The 18,211-nt window shown below is 61.2% G+C and carries 19 protein-coding genes and 1 rRNA gene; 10 read left to right on the top strand and 10 right to left on the bottom strand.

Annotated features, from left to right (window positions below):
* The first annotated feature begins 357 nt into the window (after positions 1–357).
* The 5 genes from QQ992_RS09085 (at position 358) to QQ992_RS09105 (ending at position 2,622) form a co-directional block, all read left to right on the top strand.
* Positions 358–597 (top strand): hypothetical protein, encoded by a 240-nt coding sequence (locus QQ992_RS09085; protein ID WP_286113113.1) that lies wholly within the window; start codon positions 358–360, stop codon positions 595–597.
* A gap of 222 nt (positions 598–819) precedes the next feature.
* On the top strand, positions 820–1,224 hold the full coding sequence (locus tag QQ992_RS09090) for a TraR/DksA family transcriptional regulator (RefSeq protein WP_003250099.1): 405 nt from the start codon (positions 820–822) through the stop codon (positions 1,222–1,224).
* Positions 1,225–1,402: 178 nt separating this feature from the next.
* Positions 1,403–1,597 (top strand): hypothetical protein, encoded by a 195-nt coding sequence (locus QQ992_RS09095; protein ID WP_012271507.1) that lies wholly within the window; start codon positions 1,403–1,405, stop codon positions 1,595–1,597.
* Positions 1,598–1,942: 345 nt separating this feature from the next.
* Complete coding sequence (locus QQ992_RS09100) at positions 1,943–2,413, top strand: hypothetical protein (RefSeq protein ID WP_060500527.1); 471 nt, start codon at positions 1,943–1,945, stop codon at positions 2,411–2,413.
* On the top strand, positions 2,410–2,622 hold the full coding sequence (locus QQ992_RS09105; protein WP_016714984.1) for a hypothetical protein: 213 nt from the start codon (positions 2,410–2,412) through the stop codon (positions 2,620–2,622). The genes QQ992_RS09100 and QQ992_RS09105 overlap by 4 nt, the downstream gene beginning before the upstream one ends.
* Before the next feature lie 10 nt (positions 2,623–2,632).
* Here the strand turns inward: QQ992_RS09105 and QQ992_RS09110 are convergent, their stop codons facing one another.
* The 7 genes from QQ992_RS09110 to QQ992_RS09140 form a co-directional block, all read right to left on the bottom strand.
* Entirely contained in the window at positions 2,633–2,998 is a 366-nt protein-coding gene (locus tag QQ992_RS09110) for a Na+/H+ antiporter subunit G (RefSeq protein WP_016714985.1), read from the bottom strand.
* Complete coding sequence (locus tag QQ992_RS09115) at positions 2,995–3,273, bottom strand: K+/H+ antiporter subunit F (RefSeq protein WP_003250109.1); 279 nt, start codon at positions 3,271–3,273, stop codon at positions 2,995–2,997. Before QQ992_RS09115 ends, QQ992_RS09110 begins: the two co-directional genes overlap by 4 nt.
* On the bottom strand, positions 3,270–3,758 hold the full coding sequence (locus QQ992_RS09120; RefSeq protein ID WP_286113116.1) for a Na+/H+ antiporter subunit E: 489 nt from the start codon (positions 3,756–3,758) through the stop codon (positions 3,270–3,272). Before QQ992_RS09120 ends, QQ992_RS09115 begins: the two co-directional genes overlap by 4 nt.
* On the bottom strand, positions 3,755–5,434 hold the full coding sequence (locus QQ992_RS09125; protein ID WP_286113117.1) for a monovalent cation/H+ antiporter subunit D: 1,680 nt from the start codon (positions 5,432–5,434) through the stop codon (positions 3,755–3,757). Before QQ992_RS09125 ends, QQ992_RS09120 begins: the two co-directional genes overlap by 4 nt.
* Positions 5,431–5,775: a Na+/H+ antiporter subunit C gene (locus QQ992_RS09130; RefSeq protein WP_003250128.1), complete on the bottom strand. Its 345-nt coding sequence runs from the start codon at positions 5,773–5,775 to the stop codon at positions 5,431–5,433. Before QQ992_RS09130 ends, QQ992_RS09125 begins: the two co-directional genes overlap by 4 nt.
* Positions 5,775–8,690 carry a monovalent cation/H+ antiporter subunit A gene (locus tag QQ992_RS09135; protein WP_286113118.1) on the bottom strand — a complete coding sequence of 972 codons (2,916 nt, stop codon included), beginning with the start codon at positions 8,688–8,690 and terminating at the stop codon, positions 5,775–5,777. The genes QQ992_RS09130 and QQ992_RS09135 overlap by 1 nt, the downstream gene beginning before the upstream one ends.
* Positions 8,691–8,839: 149 nt before the next feature.
* A complete protein-coding gene (locus QQ992_RS09140; protein ID WP_119370697.1) occupies positions 8,840–9,790 on the bottom strand; it encodes a DMT family transporter in 951 nt (316 codons plus the stop codon).
* 83 nt (positions 9,791–9,873) lie between these two features.
* Here QQ992_RS09140 and QQ992_RS09145 point away from each other — a divergent pair, with 83 nt between their 5' ends.
* Positions 9,874–10,437 (top strand): helix-turn-helix domain-containing protein, encoded by a 564-nt coding sequence (locus QQ992_RS09145; protein ID WP_119370696.1) that lies wholly within the window; start codon positions 9,874–9,876, stop codon positions 10,435–10,437.
* 47 nt (positions 10,438–10,484) lie between these two features.
* Here QQ992_RS09145 and QQ992_RS09150 read toward each other — a convergent pair whose 3' ends face one another.
* Positions 10,485–11,033, bottom strand: a complete 549-nt coding sequence (locus tag QQ992_RS09150) for a cysteine hydrolase family protein (protein ID WP_286113119.1) — start codon at positions 11,031–11,033, stop codon at positions 10,485–10,487.
* A gap of 82 nt (positions 11,034–11,115) precedes the next feature.
* On the opposite strand from QQ992_RS09150, the gene QQ992_RS09155 reads away from it, so the two are divergent.
* The 3 genes from QQ992_RS09155 to QQ992_RS09165 all read left to right on the top strand — a co-directional run bounded on the left by QQ992_RS09155 (position 11,116) and on the right by QQ992_RS09165 (position 14,532).
* Complete coding sequence (locus tag QQ992_RS09155; protein WP_286113121.1) at positions 11,116–12,135, top strand: GlxA family transcriptional regulator; 1,020 nt, start codon at positions 11,116–11,118, stop codon at positions 12,133–12,135.
* A 54-nt stretch (positions 12,136–12,189) separates the two neighbouring features.
* The gene (locus tag QQ992_RS09160; protein WP_286113122.1) at positions 12,190–12,570 is read left to right on the top strand and encodes an antibiotic biosynthesis monooxygenase; all 381 of its coding nucleotides are present in this window, start codon (positions 12,190–12,192) and stop codon (positions 12,568–12,570) included.
* A 153-nt stretch (positions 12,571–12,723) separates the two neighbouring features.
* Positions 12,724–14,532 carry an aminopeptidase P family protein gene (locus QQ992_RS09165; RefSeq protein WP_286113124.1) on the top strand — a complete coding sequence of 603 codons (1,809 nt, stop codon included), beginning with the start codon at positions 12,724–12,726 and terminating at the stop codon, positions 14,530–14,532.
* 39 nt (positions 14,533–14,571) lie between these two features.
* Here QQ992_RS09165 and QQ992_RS09170 read toward each other — a convergent pair whose 3' ends face one another.
* Together QQ992_RS09170 and rhtA are read right to left on the bottom strand one after the other, a co-directional pair.
* Entirely contained in the window at positions 14,572–14,853 is a 282-nt protein-coding gene (locus QQ992_RS09170) for a hypothetical protein (RefSeq protein WP_016714998.1), read from the bottom strand.
* A 193-nt stretch (positions 14,854–15,046) separates the two neighbouring features.
* Positions 15,047–15,934, bottom strand: a complete 888-nt coding sequence (gene rhtA / locus QQ992_RS09175; RefSeq protein WP_286113126.1) for a threonine/homoserine exporter RhtA — start codon at positions 15,932–15,934, stop codon at positions 15,047–15,049.
* Positions 15,935–16,408: 474 nt separating this feature from the next.
* Here rhtA and QQ992_RS09180 point away from each other — a divergent pair.
* Positions 16,409–17,945 (top strand): 16S ribosomal RNA (locus tag QQ992_RS09180).
* Positions 17,946–18,211: the final 266 nt, after the last annotated feature.

An 18,211-nucleotide genomic window follows, 5' to 3' on the forward strand; every position in this document is an offset into this window, starting at 1 on the left:
TTTTGGTTCCTTTTTGCCACGACAAAAAGGGACCCGCCGTAAGGGCGGAAAGGTGACTGTGCGCCACCTTCGTGAATGAATGTCTACTTGATGTGAATGCCCGCATCCAAGAAGCAAGAAGCAAGATTCTTCTGTTTTGAATCAGCGAACAGTCCATTTGCGATGGCGACGCTGACTCACCTTTTCGCCCTTACGGCGAGTCACTTTTTGTCAAACGCGACAAAAAGTAACCAAAAAACGCTGCGCTCCCATCATCCGGCCCCTGCGCTGCGCTCCGGGGTTCCCTCACTCCGGCCTTGCTCCCGGGAGGACCGCGCTGCAGGCCCCATCCTGGGGCCCAGCGCTTGACGGGCATCCATGCCCGTCACCTCCCTCCGCAAGGCCTGCGTTCGGCCTCCTGAAGTCGCGAAGATCAAGATCAAGATCAAGATCAAGATCAAGATCAAGATCAAGATCAAGATCAAGATCAAGATCAAGATCAAGATCAAGATCAAGATCAAGATCAAGATCAAGATCAAGATCAAGATCAAGATCAAGATCAAGATCAAGATCAACAGCCAGATCAAAAGCCAGCCAGGGCAAGGGCTTGCTTTATAGTATGGTGCTGGCAATCGACTTGAACTGAAGGCACCGACCGGCGGATTGTAAGCACCGGAAGCAAATTCGCACCCATTTGCAGTTGCTCCACGCGACGTGGCGCCTTAGACTGCCGCCCCCTGTAAAAGAGTGCCGGTTGGCGCTTGAAGAATTCCGCTGCCGATGCCAAGGCGTCGGCGGCACATGAATCGCCCAAATGCACATTTTTTCATAGAGAAATCGATGACCAAGGAACAGTTGCTGGCCATGTCGGCCGATGACTACATGAACGCCGACCAGCTGGCCTTCTTCACTGAGCTGCTGCAGGCGATGAAAGTCGAAACCCATGAACGCATCGAGCTCAGCCGCACCACCATCGAAGGCCTGGACACCCCGTCGGACCCTGCCGACGTGGCTTCGGTCGAAGAAGAGCGTAGCTGGCTGGTCAATGCCATCGACCGCGACCAGCGCCTGCTGCCACAGCTGGAAATGGCCCTGGACCGTATTGCCGACGAAAGCTTCGGCTGGTGCGATGACAGCGGTGAGCCGATTGGCCTGAAGCGCCTGCTGATCAGCCCGACCACCAAGTACTGCATCGAAGCGCAGGAGCGCCACGAGCAGCTCGACCGCCACCAGCGCCAGGTATAACCCCGCGCGCGGTGCCAAGCCCCACGGAGCAATCCCTGGGGCTTTTTGCGTTTCTCGCTGGCGCCGTTTTTGTTGCCCCGTGCGTAACACTGATGTACCGGCATGCGCTGTTTCCTCGCCACGAGCAGGCGTATCATGGCTATATCGTTAGGGTGCTAATTAAGTTCCGGAGGGAATGATGAATAGCCGAGTCGATGTAGCCGTGATGATTGGTTCGGGGGTGCCGGCCACCCTGCAAGCGCTGGGCAAACGCATCTGCTGGGTGGTGCTGGTCAATGGCGAGCGCCGTGGCACTGCATTTGCCACCCGCGAAGAGGCGTTGGAATGCCAGGCCGCCTGGCAGCAACAACTGAAGAAAGGGCTGGCTGCCTGAAAATGTTTATTGCCTCTCGACGGGTTTCGGTGTTTTCGGGCATATTTGTCCTACAGTAATGCGCATCGGGATGCCTGGCCTTGTGTTCTCGCAGGCCCGCTTCCTTGGTTGCGCTTTCTGGCGAGTGATCTCAGGCATCACGCTTCCCACGCCGGGAATGAGCCAAACGCCTTCGGTTGAAGGCAAATCTGGCAAACCAGAGTAAAGATTCCTGCGCGCTGCATCGTCAGCGGGCACAGACATTTCGTATATCGCTTTATTACTCTTTTCGCCTATCGATAAGAAATGGCCGTGCCTCCCCGAGCTTGGGTGAGGGCGGGTTGTAACCGGTTGAGGATTACTTCATTGGCAGTCAGCACTCTTGATACCCATGCATTGTTCGCCCTGGGCGACTTGCGCGGTAAATTGGCCCAACTGTTCCAGGGTCGCTTCATCTATGTCACCGAACAGAATCCAGAAGGCCTGTACATGGCCGAAATCGACACCGAGAGCGCACTGGTGGTCGATGACAAACAACGCCTGGAGCTAAAAGTAGGCGATCATTTTCGTGCCGCCGTATTGCCCAGCCGTGAAGGTGGCAAGCTGGAAATGCGCTTTCGCGAAATCAAGTTGAATGTGTATGGCGTGGGCGATTACGCCTTCGTTTCGGTGCCGGAAGGCGAGGGCATCGTGTTCCGTGAGGGCCAGGGCGTGATGTTGGTGTTCGCCGCACAGCAGCAAGTGCAGGAAGGCCTGGGCAAGTTGCTCAAGGCGGTGACCGGCAAGGTTGCCAAATGGCGCAAGGGTGAACTGACCACCTTCAAGGCCAGTGAGTGACCGGCGCTGACGATGCACCTGCCTCGCGGGCCGAATTTCATCGGCAGCATCAGGCGGATGCGGTGGCCGAGGCCGAACGTTTGCTGGCCAGGCGCGAAGAACTGCAAAGCACCTGGCTGAGCTGGGTGGCGGGTGAGCTCTACCGGCTCGGCCCACCGCCTTATGTCGCCATGGTCCGGCGGGAGCTGCAGCGCCTCAGCCAAAGGTGAGGCGCAACCTTCAGTTACCGCGGTCGCGACCGCTGCTGACCTCTTCGGGCACCGGCTCTTTCGACATGCGCTTACGGAACAGCGCCGCCCGCGCCAGCAAGAGCGTGGTTACCGGCACGGTGATCGACAGCAGGATCGGAATCAGCCAGGCGTGCAGCACAGGCGCGTCCTTGAGCCAGGAAAAGTAGATGATCGAGGCCAGCGCCACGCACCAGGCGCCAATGGTCGAGGCCAGTGCCGGTGGGTGCATCCGCTGGAAGTAGTCTTTCAGGCGTACCAGGCCTATGGCACCCACCAGGGCGAACAGGCTGCCGGTCAGCAGTAGCACGGCAGTAACCACCTCCAGCCAGAAGGGCAGTACCAAGGTTTCGGTCATTCGATCACCTCTCCGCGCAGCAGGAACTTGGCCAAGGCAAACGAGCCGACGAAGCCGAACAGCGCAATCAGCAGGGCACCTTCGAAGTAGGTGTCACTGGCGTAACGGATCCCCAGCACCAGCATGGTCAGCATGGCCAGGATATACAGGTAGTCCAGCGCCAGCACCCGGTCCTGGGCGGACGGGCCACGGAACAGCCGGATCAGCGCCAGGCCCATGGCCAGGGCGAAGATGAACAGGCTGGCGAGGACAGCATTGGCGAGCAGGCCTGTCATTGGAAGATCTCCATCAGCGGGCGTTCGTAGGTGTCCTTGAAGTGCTGGATGAAGGCCGCTTCATCGTCCAGGTCGAACACATGCAGCAGCAAGACGCTGCGGTCCAGCGCCAGCTCGGACCAGACGGTGCCGGGCACCACCGTGGTGATCATCGAAAGTGCCGCCAGGCCGTGCGGGTCGCGCAATGCCAGCGGTATGTGCACGAATGCCGAGCGTGGCGGCTGCTTGCCGGCACGCAGTACGCCGCGAGCCACCAGCAGGTTGGAGACGATCACATCGATGCCGACCCGGCCGATCAGCCGGGCAATGACCAGCGGCCGACGCACATGGGCATGCTGCGGACGCAACGGTGCCATCAGCAGTGGGGCCAGCACACCCAGTGCGGCGCCCAGTAGCAGATTGCCTGGGCTGACCGAGAGGTTCAGCAACAGCCAGAGGCCGAACAGCGAAACCGATAGCAGCGGGGCGGGGAACAGTCGGCTCATGGCTGCACCTCTACGTCGAGCGAGGTGGGGCCAGGAATCGGCCGGGCGGCCATCACGGCTTCGATGTAGGCGTCCGGCGCCTGCAGGCTGGCGGCGGTGTCCTGGGTGTAGCGCAGCAACGGCTCGGCCTTGAGGCTGAGGACCATGCACAGGCCAAGCAGGATGACGATGGGCAGGCACTCATAGCGGCGCAGGACGGGTGACGGGCGCTCTTCGGGCTTCCAGAAGCGCTGTATGCCCACGCGGCCAAAGGCGATCAGCGACGCCATACCGGACAGGATCAGCAGTGCAACCAGGCCCCAGCCTGCCGGGCTCAACGGTTGTTCTGCCGGCACGCCCAGGCCCTGTGGGTTGAACAGCGCGCTGATCAGGTTGAGTTTGCCGACAAAGCCCGACAGGGGCGGCATGCCGATGATCAGCAGCGCGCAGGCGATGAAGCTGAGGCCCAGAAAGGCCATGGTCCATGGGATGATCTGACCGATCACCACCTTCTGCTCGTCGTCGAGGTTGATACCCTTGGGCGGATGCAGCGACTCCAGCGGGGGCGGCATCACGTCTTCTTCTTCGTCCAGGGGCGCCTCATTGGCCGAGCGTGAGCGTTCGACCAGTTCGGCGAGCAGGAACAGCGCGCACAGGGCCAGGGTGGAGTTGACCAGGTAGAACAACGCCGCGCCGGTCAGCGCCGCCTGGGCAAAACCGACCGCGCCGAGCAGGGTGCCAGCCGAGACCAGGATACTGAGGGCCGCCATGCGCTCCAGGCGCTGTGCAGCCAGGATCGATACGGCAGCCACCGCCAGGGTGGCCAGGCCGCCGTATACCAGCCATTCGCCGCCGAAATGCGCCGAGGCCCCGGCCTGCCCGGAGAACAGCAGTGTCCACAGGCGCAGCACGGCATACAGGCCGACTTTGGTCATGATGGCGAACAGCGCAGCCACGGGTGCGCTGGCCGAAGCGTAGGCAGGCACCAGCCAGAAGTTCAGCGGCCAAATACCGGCCTTGACCAGGAAGGCCATGGCCAGGATCGCCGCGCCGGCATGCAACAGGCCACGGTCGGCCTCTGGCACCAGGGGAATCTTCAGGGCCAGGTCGGCCATGTTCAGGGTGCCGGTCACGCCATACAGCATGGCGGCGCCGATCAGGAACAGCGACGAGGCGAACAGGTTGATGGCGATGTAGTGCAGGCCGGCGCGCACCCGTGCGCGACCCGAGCCATGCAGCAGCAGACCATACGACGCGGCCAGCAGCACTTCGAAGAACACGAACAGGTTGAACAGGTCGGCGGTGAGGAAGGCACCGTACAGGCCCATCAGCTGGATCTGGAACAGCGCATGGAAACTGGCCCCGGCACCGTCCCACCGGGCACGGGCAAACAGCAGCGCACTGAAGCCGATGACCCCGGTCAGGGTCAGCAGCAGGGCCGACAGGTGGTCCACGACCAGCACGATGCCGAACGGTGCCGGCCAGTTGCCTGGCAGGTAAACGCCGATCGACGCTGCCTGCCCCTGGGTGCGCACCCACAGCAGCAGGCTGACGGCGATTGCCAGGCCGGCGAAGGTCGACAGCAGGTTCAGGCGGGCCTTGATCTGCCGGTGCTTTTCACCCAGCAGCAACATGACTGCGGCAGTGACCAGCGGCAGCAGGATAGGCGCCACGATGAGTTGACTCATTCCATTCATTCGTCACGCTCCCGGCCATCCACGTGGTCGGTACCGGTCAGGCCGCGTGAGGCCAGCAACACCACCAGAAACAGCGCGGTCATGGCAAAGCTGATGACGATGGCGGTAAGCACCAGCGCCTGCGGCAGCGGGTCGGTGTAGTGCAGCAGGTCCTGTGTGACGCCGTCCTTGATGATTGGCTCTTTGCCGATGAAGAGGCTGCCCATGCTGAAAATGAACAGGTTGACCCCGTACGACAGCAGGCACAGGCCCATGATGACCTGGTAGGTACGGGGGCGCAGGATCAGCCACACCCCCGAGGCGGCGAGCACGCCGATGGCGACTGCAATCACTTCTTCCATCAGGCGGCTCCTGCTTGGCTGGTTTTCGCCGGGTTGCCCGGGCGGTAAGCGCGCACCGACTGGTGCGCCAGGGCCGTGAGGATCAGCAAGGTCGAGCCGACCACCACGGTGTATACGCCGACATCGAAGAACAGCGCGCTGGCCACATGCACATCACCCAGCAGTGGCAGGTGCAGGTGGGCAGTATGGGTAGTGAGGAACGGATAGCCCAGCAGCATGGCGCCGACCCCGGTCAGGGTCGCGCACAGCAGCCCGGTGCCCATCCAGCGCAGCGGGCGCAGGCTCATCTGCGCTTCGACCCACTGGGTACCGGCCACCATGTACTGCAGGATGAACGCCACCGACATCACCAGGCCGGCGACAAAGCCGCCGCCCGGTTGGTTGTGACCACGCATGAACAGGTACATCGAGACCAGCAGCGCGACTGGCAGCAGCAGGCGCACCAGCACTGCAGGCACCATCATGAAGCCCAGGGCGGTGTCGGTGGCATGCCGTGGGTTGATCAGGTCGGTGACCACGTCGGGTGCCAGCTGGCGCTGCTGCGCCGGCAGTTGCATGCTCTCTTTGGGTGGGCGGAAGCGGCGCAGCAGGGCGAACACGGTCAGCGCCACGGCCACCAGCACGGTGATTTCACCGAGGGTATCGAAGCCGCGGAAGTCCACCAGCATCACGTTGACCACGTTGGTGCCGCCGCCTTGGGGCAGCGCACGGCTGAGGTAGAACGACGAGATGTCGTTGGGCGTTGGCCGGGTCAGCATGGCGTAGGACAGCACGGCCATGCCGCCACCCACCAGCACGGCCAGCAGCAGGTCGCGCAGGCGGCGCATGCGCGCACGCTCCAGGCTGCCCGGTAGTGGCGACACGCCCTCGATACGCCGTGGCAGCCAGCGCAGGCCCAGCAGGATCAGCACAGTCGTGACCACTTCCACCACCAGCTGGGTCAGGGCCAGGTCAGGCGCGGAGAACCAGACAAACGTGATGCAGGTCATCAGGCCGCAGACACTGACCATGATCAGTGCCGCCAGGCGGTGGTACTTCGCCTGGTAGGCGGCGCCGATGGCGCAGGTAATGGCGATCAGCCACAGTGCGACGAACACGCCTGAGCCCGGAATTTTCGGCCGGTCGCCCCAGCTCAGCCCGCTGTAGAGCATGGGCGTGAGGCCTGCGAGAAAGGCGGCGACCACCAGCATGAACAGCTGCGATTGCAGGCGGCGAGAGGTGAACAGGCGCTCGACCCGACGCGCCAGCACCATCAGGTGAACCTGCCCGTGCTCGAACAGGCGCTTGCCGTTGAAGCGCTCGATCACCGGCGGGTAAGGGAAGCGGCCCAGGCGCAGCTGCTTGCGCAGCAACAGGTACAGCACGATACCGCCGCTCATGGCCACCAGGCTCATGATCAGCGGTGCGTTCCAGCCATGCCAGATCGCCAGGCTGTACTCCGGCAGGGTGCCGCCTACCACCGGTAGCGCCGCTGCGGCCAGCAGCGGGCCGACCGACTGGGCAGGGAAGATCCCCACCACCAGGCAGGTGAGCACCAGCAGTTCGACCGGCGCACGCATCCAGCGTGGCGGCTCGTGCGGGGTGTGGGGCAGGTCCTGGGCGGTCGGCCCGAAGAACACATCGACGGTAAAGCGCAGGGCATAGGCCACGCTGAAGGTACCGGCCAGGGTGGCGATCACGGGCAGGGTGGCTTCGACCCACGCGGTGGAACTGATGAACACGGTTTCGGCGAAGAACATTTCCTTGGACAGGAAACCGTTCATCAGCGGCACGCCAGCCATCGAGGCGCTGGCCACCATGGCCAGGGTCGCGGTGTAGGGCACCAGGCGGATCAGGCCGCTGAGGCGGCGGATGTCGCGCGTACCGCTTTCGTGGTCGATGATGCCGGCGGCCATGAACAGCGAGGCCTTGAACGTGGCATGGTTGAGAATGTGGAATACCGCTGCAACGGCAGCCAGTGGGCTGTTCAGGCCTAGCAGCAGGGTAATCAGGCCCAGGTGGCTGATGGTCGAATAGGCCAGCAGGCCCTTGAGGTCGTTCTGGAACATGGCGGCGAACGCGCCGAGCAGCAGGGTGAGGGCACCGGCACCGCCGACGATCCAGAACCACTCTTCGCTGCCGGAAAGCACCGGCCACAGCCGCGCCAGCAGGAACACCCCGGCCTTGACCATGGTGGCAGAGTGCAAATAGGCCGATACCGGCGTGGGCGCTGCCATGGCGTGGGGCAGCCAGAACTGGAAGGGGAACTGTGCGCTCTTGCTCAGGGCACCGATGAGAATCAGGGGCAGCAGCACCGGGTACAGCGCATGCTGGCGGATGGTATCGCCGGCAGCCAGGACCTTGTCTAGGTCATAGCTGCCGACCACATGGCCGAGCAGCAGGGCCCCGACCAGCAGGCACAAGCCGCCTGCACCGGTCACCATCAGCGCCATGTACGCACCACGGCGGGCGTCGGCGCGGTGGTGCCAATAGCCAATCAGCAGGAAGGAGAACAGGCTGGTGAGTTCCCAGAAGAACACCAGCTGAATCAGGTTGCCGGAGATCACCAGGCCAAGCATGGCGCCCATGAAGGCCAGGAAGAAGGCGAAGAAGCGCGGTACCGGGTCTTGCGGTGACATGTAGTAGCGCGCGTACAGCGACACCAGCGTGCCGATGCCCAGTACCAGCAGCGAGAACAGCCAGGCGAAGCCGTCCATGCGCAGTACCAGGTTGAGCCCCAGGCTGGGCAGCCACAGGAACTCTTCGCGAATCACACCGCCATGGGCAACCTGGGGGTACAGCAGTGCTACCTGGACGGTACCGACCAGGGCTACGAGCCCGGCAAGAATGGACTCGGCGTTACGTGCGTTGTGCGGCAGCACGGCTGCCAGGCAACTGCCCACGAACGGCAGAAGCAATAGCACTATCAATGACATAGCGGCCTATTCTGGAGAAGTTTGCAAAGATCATACGTGCCGAGGGGGTGATCACCAACACGCAAGCTGTCGCAGAATCCTACAAACAGGCTGTGACAAGCTGTTTTTTTATAACATTTGTTTACAAAGCATAGCTGCTGTCAGCGACTTCACAGCTCCGCCTGGCGTTCGCCTTCATTCTGTACGTCGCGTGCCTCGATGGCTTCGCGCGGTCGGCGCACTTTGAGCTCGCTCACCACCACCGCGATCACGATCAGCAGGCCGCCGAGCAGTGCCACGCCCGGCAGGCGTTCGCCCGCCAAGCGCCCGACGATCCCGGCCCACACTGGCTCACCGGCGTAGATGAGCGTGGCCCGGGTAGGCGAAACCGACTTCTGTGCCCAGTTCATCGCCACCTGGATGACTGCGCTCATGGCGCCCAGGCCTACGGCACTGCCCAGCAGCAGCCAGGAGAAGTCGGGGATACGCTCCTGGGTTGGCACGATCATCAGAAACGCCAGCAACGATGCGGTCGCCAGTTGCACCACGGTAACCCGGCGCACGTCGACCTGGCCGGCGTAGCGGCTGATCAGGATGATTTCGCCGGCGATGGCGACGGCGCTGACCAAGGTGACCACCTCGCCCTCGCTGAAATGCAGGCTGCCGCCTTCCGGCCCGGCCAAAAGCATCAGGCCGATGAACGCCAGGCAAATGCCGATGCTGGGCATCAGGCCAGGCCGTCGGCCCAGCACCAGCCACTGCAACAGCGGCACGAACGGCACGTACAGTGCAGTGATGAACGCCGATTGGCTGCTGCTGATGGTTTGCAGGCCCATGGTTTGCAAGCCATAGCCGAGCATGATCGATACGCCGATCAGCATGCCGGCCTTGAGCTCGGTGAAGGTCAGCCCGGGCAATGCCCGCGCCGAGACCACGCCCACGAACAGTGCGGCTGCAGCAAAGCGCAAGCCGACGAAGAACATCGGGCCGCTGACGGTCATCACGTTGTGCACCAGCAGGAAGGTGCCGCCCCACAACATGGTGATGAACACCAGTACCAGCTCAGCCTTGCTCAGGCGAAAGGTAACGGTGGGGGTCGGTTTGTTGCTGGCCTGGCTCATGGTCTTGCGCACTCGGAGGGGGCGGCGCACAATCGCCGCAAAGTGGGCAGTATACTGCGCAATCTCGACCAGTGAGCAATATAGTGCACAAAGATTCCGCGCACCGCGCATCGGTGCTTCAACATGTCAGCCTCAATGTGCGCAGCCTGCGCAACGCGGCGGGCATGAGCCAGACGACGTTGGCCGAGCGCTCCGGGGTTAGCCGGCGCATGCTGGTGGCGATCGAGGCGGGGGAAAAGAACGTCAGCCTGACCACGCTGGACTTGATCGCCGAAGCCTTGGGGGTGGCATTCAGTACCTTGATCCAGGCGCCTGATCGGCGTGATCCGGGGCGCATCGAAGAGCTGGCCTGGGCGGGTGAGCATCCGCAGAGCCGGGCAGTGTTGCTTGGCACCAGCCCGGCGCGGCGTGAGGTGGAACTGTGGGAGTGGACCTTGGCGCCGGGTGAGTGCTATTCCAGCGAGGCCGATGCCGAAGGCTGGAGCGAGCAGATTTATGTGGCGGAAGGGCAGCTGACGTTGATCATCGAAGGGGTTGAGCATCGTCTGCTGGTGGGGCAGTTCCATGTGTTTCCCAGCAACTGCCGGTATGCATACCGCAATGATGGGGCCGTGGCGGTGCGGTTCGTGCGTAATGTGGTGATTTGAGCCTGTAGCTTTGGGGCTGACGCGTAGCCCCAAAGCTTTCGAGCCGATCAGCCTTCAAGCAACTCATCGGTCCTCACGACCTTGGCATAGGCAAATGCCAGCGCCGCCATCGCCGAATCATGAACCTGCGCCGCCGCTACCTGCCTGCCGTCGAACGCCAGCGGCAGGGTCGCACAGGCATCGTGTGCCACGGTCACCTCGTAACCCAGGTCGGCCGCAGCACGGGTGGCGGCATCGATGCACATATGGCTCATGCTGCCAACGATGGTCAGGGCCTTGACGCCATGCCGGTCCAGTGTGTGCTCAAGGTCGGTGCCGAGGAAGGCGTTGACCTTGTGCTTGAGCACCACCGGCTCGCCTGCTGCCGGTTCGACCTTGGAATGGATCGCCGAACCCGGCGAGCCCGGTGCAAAGAAGGGGGCGTCGGCGCTGTCGAACTCATGGCGCACATGCACCACCAGGTCGCCGCGTTGGCGCGCGGCTGCCAGCAACCGGGCAGCGTTGTCGGCCGCCTGGTCGGCGCCATCGAGGGTCCATTTGCCGCCCGGGAAATAGTCGTTCTGGATGTCGATGATGATCAGCGCCTGCTTGCTCATGCTGCCTCCTGTGGCAGTAGTCGTTGGTAGGCGTTAGTTATAGGCTGTGTGCACGAACCTGAGGATTGGCGCGAACGACACTATGCGGGCAAAAACTGACATCCCCGCCAGCCTGGACATCGGCCTGCTGCTGTACCCCGGCGTGCAGCGCGCGGCCGTATATGGCCTGGCCGACCTGTTCCTGGTGGCCAACCGGGTTGCAGCCGAACTGGGGGCTGTCGAACTGCCGCACATTCGCGTCAGCTTCTGGCAGGCCGATGAAGCAGGGCAGTTGCTGCCAGCCCCGGATAGCTCCGCGGCTGCTGCACCGGGCCTGGGTGTATTGATCATTCCGCCAAGCCTGGAGTCGGCCCCGCAAACCGAGCTGCTTGACCGTCACCGCGCGTCGCTGTGCCAGTTGCACGGGCGCGGTACGGTGCTGGCGTCGGTTTGCATCGGGGTGTTTTTCATTGCCGCCAGTGGGCTACTCGACGGGCGCCCGGCCTGCACCCACTGGAACTATGTGCATGCCCTGGCCCAGCGCTTCCCCAAGGTGCGGGTAGAGGCCCGGCAGCCGTTGCTGGACGACGGCGATATCGTGACCTCGGCAGGGTTGATGGCCTGGACTGACCTGGGCTTACGCCTGCTGGAGCGATTTCTTGGGGCGACGGTGGCGCGAGAGACCGCTCGCTACCTGGCCGTTGAGCCGACTACAGCGCCCTTGCCCGGGGCACTGTTCAGTCCGCGCCTGGACCACGGCGACGAGGCCGTGTTGAAGGTGCAACATTGGTTGCAGGGCAATGGCGGGCAGGAGGCTGACCTTGCGGCGATGGCTGCGTGCGCGGGGCTGGAAGCGCGCACCTTCCTGCGGCGCTTTCGTGCTGCCACCGGGCTGCGCCCCACCGAGTATTGCCAGCAGGTGAGGGTAGGGCGAGCCTGCCGTTTGCTGGAGTTCACCCGGCGCAACGTCGAACAGATTGCCTGGGGTGTCGGTTACCAGGACCCGGGTGCGTTTCGCAAGGTGTTTCAGCGCATTACCGGCCTGACCCCGAGTGACTACCGGCGGCGTTTTGCGGTATCAGGCCAGGGTGCGCATAAACCACTTGACCTTGACTTTACTTGAGGTTTTACCCTGCTCGGCATCGCGCTGCATGCGTCCGTTACCAGGAGACCGCCGATGTCGGCAATCCCTAATCCCCTTTGGTTCACCCAGATGATCGAATACGAAGTGCCCAGCATGTGCCAACAAGCATTGGCTCAGGCCTTGGTGGCGCGCAGTGAAGAGCTTGCTGCGCGCTGTGAAGGGCTGCAGGGTGTCAGTGTCCAGGCCAGTGACGATGGCAGCCGGGTGCTGCAATACCTGCAATGGCAGTCACGCCAGGCCTGGTCGGCGGCGGCCGTGTACTTCGTTGAGGAGCCCTTCCTTGAGCTGCTGGGGCAGCATCAGGCGCGCGGGGTGAACTTTGCAGCCTACCAGACGCTGCGCAGCCTGGTGCGCGGCGGCGACGGCGGCCTGCACTGCGAAGTGGGGGCGCTTCAGGCATGCCCGCGGGCATAGCGCGGGAAGCGGGCCTGTTGTAGGAAGTGTCCTATCGGCACAGGGCGTGGCGGGCAATGCATGCCGTGTCTTGGTCGTCGCGATTGCAGGGTTCTGGCGGCTGTTCCATTATCGGCACATTGGATCAACCGTGATGTTGCCGCAGGAGAGCGCATGAACGTCCAGACCACCCTTGAGCAAAGCGTGCCACAGCGCCTGGCACGCGTGCGCCAGGCCATGGCGGCAGAGGGCATCGATGCCTTGCTGGTACCTTCGGCCGACCCCCACCTTTCCGAATACCTGCCCGGTTACTGGCAGGGGCGTCAGTGGCTCTCGGGTTTCCACGGCTCGGTCGGCACACTGGTAGTTACCCCGGGGTTTGCTGGCTTGTGGGTCGATAGCCGCTACTGGGAGCAGGCGGAACATGAGTTGGCTGGCAGCGGCATTGAGCTGATGAAGCTTTTGCCGGGCAAACCCGGGGCACTGGAGTGGCTGGGTGAAAACGTCGAGCTCAACGGCAGTGTCGCGGTGGATGGTGCGGTCATGGCGTTGGCTTCGGCGCGCCAGTTGGTCGAGCGGTTGAACGTGCGTGGTGCGCGGTTGGTGACTGACAAGGACTTGCTGGGGCAGGTCTGGGATGGGCGCCCGGCGTTGCCCGGCAACCCGGTGTACCAGCACTTGCCACCTCATGCCACGGTGAGCCGGGCCGAAAAGCTCGCGCAGTTGCGCCAAGGCATGCAAGCCAAGGGCGCGGACTGGCATTTCATCGCTACCCTCGATGATATCGCCTGGCTGTTCAACCTGCGTGGCAGCGATGTTTCCTACAACCCGGTGTTCCTGGCCTTTGCCTTGATCAATCAGCAGCAGGCCATCCTGTTCGTTGGCCAGGACAAGATGGATGCGCATTTGCGCCAAGTGCTGGCAGTCGACGGCATCGAGGTGCGCGACTACAGCGAGGCTGGCAAGGCTTTAGGTGCCGTACCGGCCGGCAGCAGGTTGCTGGTGGACCCGGCACGGGTCACCTGTGGCCTGCTGGAAAACCGTTCGGCAGAGGTCGTGCTGATCGAGGGGATCAACCCCACCACCCTGAGCAAGTCATGCAAAGGTGATGAAGACCTTGTTCACATCCGTCAGGTCATGGAGCAGGACGGTGCTGCCTTGTGCGAATTCTTCGCCTGGTTCGAGGCCAGCCTGGGCAATGAGAAAATCACCGAGCTGACGATTGACGAGCAACTGAGCGCAGCGCGTGCCCGGCGCCCGGGTTTCGTGTCGCTGAGTTTCTCGACCATTGCTGCCTTCAATGGCAACGGTGCCATGCCGCATTACCGCGCTACCGAGCAGTCGCATGCAGTCATCGAGGGCGACGGGCTTTTGCTGATCGATTCGGGCGGTCAGTACCTGGGCGGCACCACCGACATCACACGCATGGTGCCGGTGGGCAACCCCAGCCACCAGCAGAAGCAGGATTGCACCCGGGTACTCAAGGGCATGATTGCCCTGTCGCGTGCGACCTTTCCGCGTGGGGTGTTGTCGCCGTTGCTCGACGCCATCGCTCGTGCACCGATCTGGGCAGACCAGGTGGATTACGGCCATGGTACCGGGCATGGGGTAGGCTACTTCATGAATGTGCATGAAGGGCCACAGGTCATTGCCTACCAGGCGGCACCTGCACCGCAGACGGCGATGCAGGCGCGCATGATCAGCTCGATCGAGCCAGGTACGTATCGCCCCGGGCAATGGGGCGTACGCATCGAGAACCTGGTAGTCAATCGCGAAGCCGGCAAGAGTGCATTTGGCGACTTCCTGAACTTCGAGACGTTGACATTGTGCCCGATCGACACCCGGTGCCTGCTAGCCGAACAGCTGTCAAAAGAAGAGGTGGAGTGGTTGAACCGCTATCACGCCACGGTGCGTGAGCGCCTGGCGCCGTTGCTCAAGGGTGATGCCTTGGCCTGGCTAGAAACGCGTACCGCGCCGCTGTAACGGCAAATGAAAAGGGCAGCTTGTGAGCTGCCCTTTGTTCTACTTGCAGATGACGATCATGCTGCGGCTGGTGTAACCCGCCGGGTTGATGCCGAACAAGTAGTCGCCGGCTTCTTCATCGCTGTCGCCCGAGCGTGCGATGACCCGGTAGCCGCGCGTGCTGCAAGAGCTCGCGGCTTTGCTGTAGCAGTTGTCCCACGAAGAGGAAAGGCCGGAGCAGTTGATATGCAGGCCCTTCTTGCCCCTCTTGACCTCAGTCTTGGCCGTGGCGGCACATCCAGCAATAGCCAAGATGGCCAGGATGAGAAAAATACGTTTCATTCCTGTCCTTAAATGCAGGGCCGATCAGCTGTCGTCTGGCCCTGTCGTTATCGCTTCGGTTCTTCCTGAAATTTCCCCAGCGTCCCTGTTCGGTCCAGTAGATAGCGTAAAGATGATGATTCTGTGACAGCTTAATCAGCGAGACGGGTCTCTACAATCTTTAATCCTGTCTCAAATGAAAATATTTCTCATATCAGTTTGCCGCGACGGCTGGGGTGGGCTCTTTGCGCATGGACAGCGTGGTGCCGACAGAGGCGGTAATGATTGCCAGAATCGCCAGCCATTGGGTAGCCGTCAGTACTTCGCCCAGGAAGAGCAGGCCGGACAACGCCCCGAACGCCGGTTCGATGCTCATCAGGGTGCCGAAGGTGCGAGCCGGAATGCGCGTGAGGGCAACCATCTCCAGGCTGTAGGGCAGTGCTGTGGACAGGATCGCCACGCCCAGCGCCATGGGGATGACAGCGGGCGTGAGCAGCGCACTGCCCGCGTGGACAATGCCGATGGGGGCGACGAACAGTGCAGCGACCACCACGCCGAGCGCGGCGCTCTGGATGCCGTGTTCGGCCCCGGCACGCTGCCCGAACAGAATGTACAGGGCCCAGCACACGCCAGCACCCAGCGCGTAAGCCGCACCGGCCGGGTCGAGTGCCTGGCCACTGTGCCCTGCAGGCAACAGCAGCAGCAGGCCGGCGATGGCCAGGGCAATCCACAGAAAGTCGATTGGCCGGCGTGAAGAGAAGATTGCCACGGCAAGCGGTCCGGTGAACTCCAGTGCAACGGCAATGCCGATGGGCACTGTTTGCAGCGCCATATAGAAGAGGAAGTTCATGCCACCCAGGGCCATGCCATAGATGACCACGTTACGCAGGGTGTTGGCGGTCATGCGTACCCGCCACGGGCGCAATATAAGCAGCATGATGATGCTGGCGAATATCAGGCGCAGGGCGGTGGTGCCTTGTGCGCCGATAATGGGGAACATGCTTTTGGCCAGGGAGGCACCCGATTGAATCGATGCCATGGCGATAAGCAGCAGCCCAATCGGGAAGAGGGTGGCGGCCAGGCTGCGGGGCTGGGTGTTCATTTCTGTGCGGCGATCCTTGGGCGGGGTGGCTGGTGAGCAATATAGTGCGCAATTGATGGGGCGCGTGGTAGCCCTGAAGCGCCTTCGGCATAAATATTTCAAAACATTGAAATTAAGGGTTGACCTCCTTGAAGGCGGCCCTATAATGCGCACCACTCCAACGCGGTAGCGAAGCAAAGCTAGCCACCCTGTTGAGTCAAGTGTTTGAAGCTAAACGAGTTTCTCGCAAAAAACTTCAAAATAAACGCTTGACAGCAAATGAGGAAAGCGTAGAATGCGCGCCTCGGTTGAGACGAAAAGCTCTTAACCAAACGCTCTTTAACAAATCGAATCAAGCAATTCGTGTGGGTGCTTGTGAGTACGGACTGATAGTCAAAAAGATTATCAGCATCACAAGTGGCCATGCGAGAAATCACATAGTCATTTGAGATTGCTGAGCCAAGTTTAGGGTTTCTTAAAAACCCAAGCAGTATTGAACTGAAGAGTTTGATCATGGCTCAGATTGAACGCTGGCGGCAGGCCTAACACATGCAAGTCGAGCGGATGACGGGAGCTTGCTCCTTGATTCAGCGGCGGACGGGTGAGTAATGCCTAGGAATCTGCCTGGTAGTGGGGGACAACGTTTCGAAAGGAACGCTAATACCGCATACGTCCTACGGGAGAAAGCAGGGGACCTTCGGGCCTTGCGCTATCAGATGAGCCTAGGTCGGATTAGCTAGTTGGTGGGGTAATGGCTCACCAAGGCGACGATCCGTAACTGGTCTGAGAGGATGATCAGTCACACTGGAACTGAGACACGGTCCAGACTCCTACGGGAGGCAGCAGTGGGGAATATTGGACAATGGGCGAAAGCCTGATCCAGCCATGCCGCGTGTGTGAAGAAGGTCTTCGGATTGTAAAGCACTTTAAGTTGGGAGGAAGGGCAGTAAGCTAATACCTTGCTGTTTTGACGTTACCGACAGAATAAGCACCGGCTAACTCTGTGCCAGCAGCCGCGGTAATACAGAGGGTGCAAGCGTTAATCGGAATTACTGGGCGTAAAGCGCGCGTAGGTGGTTTGTTAAGTTGGATGTGAAAGCCCCGGGCTCAACCTGGGAACTGCATCCAAAACTGGCAAGCTAGAGTACGGTAGAGGGTGGTGGAATTTCCTGTGTAGCGGTGAAATGCGTAGATATAGGAAGGAACACCAGTGGCGAAGGCGACCACCTGGACTGATACTGACACTGAGGTGCGAAAGCGTGGGGAGCAAACAGGATTAGATACCCTGGTAGTCCACGCCGTAAACGATGTCAACTAGCCGTTGGAATCCTTGAGATTTTAGTGGCGCAGCTAACGCATTAAGTTGACCGCCTGGGGAGTACGGCCGCAAGGTTAAAACTCAAATGAATTGACGGGGGCCCGCACAAGCGGTGGAGCATGTGGTTTAATTCGAAGCAACGCGAAGAACCTTACCAGGCCTTGACATGCAGAGAACTTTCCAGAGATGGATTGGTGCCTTCGGGAACTCTGACACAGGTGCTGCATGGCTGTCGTCAGCTCGTGTCGTGAGATGTTGGGTTAAGTCCCGTAACGAGCGCAACCCTTGTCCTTAGTTACCAGCACGTTATGGTGGGCACTCTAAGGAGACTGCCGGTGACAAACCGGAGGAAGGTGGGGATGACGTCAAGTCATCATGGCCCTTACGGCCTGGGCTACACACGTGCTACAATGGTCGGTACAGAGGGTTGCCAAGCCGCGAGGTGGAGCTAATCTCACAAAACCGATCGTAGTCCGGATCGCAGTCTGCAACTCGACTGCGTGAAGTCGGAATCGCTAGTAATCGCGAATCAGAATGTCGCGGTGAATACGTTCCCGGGCCTTGTACACACCGCCCGTCACACCATGGGAGTGGGTTGCACCAGAAGTAGCTAGTCTAACCTTCGGGAGGACGGTTACCACGGTGTGATTCATGACTGGGGTGAAGTCGTAACAAGGTAGCCGTAGGGGAACCTGCGGCTGGATCACCTCCTTAATCGACGACATCAGCCTGCTGATGAGCTCCCACACGAATTGCTTGATTCATTTGCTGATGAGAATTCAGAAATGAGCATTTCCTGCGAATGTTGATTTCTGACTTTTGTCAGGCCGTTCTTTAAAAATTCGGATATGTGATAGATATAGACTGATGACCAGTTTCACTGCTGGAAATCAGGCTAAGGTAAAATTTGTGAGTTCTGCTCTTAATTGAGCGAAATGCGAATTTTCGGCGAATGTCGTCTTCACAGTATAACCAGATTG

It is taken from the genome of Pseudomonas kurunegalensis (genome assembly GCF_030291635.1).
GTDB lineage: Bacteria > Pseudomonadota > Gammaproteobacteria > Pseudomonadales > Pseudomonadaceae > Aquipseudomonas > Aquipseudomonas monteilii.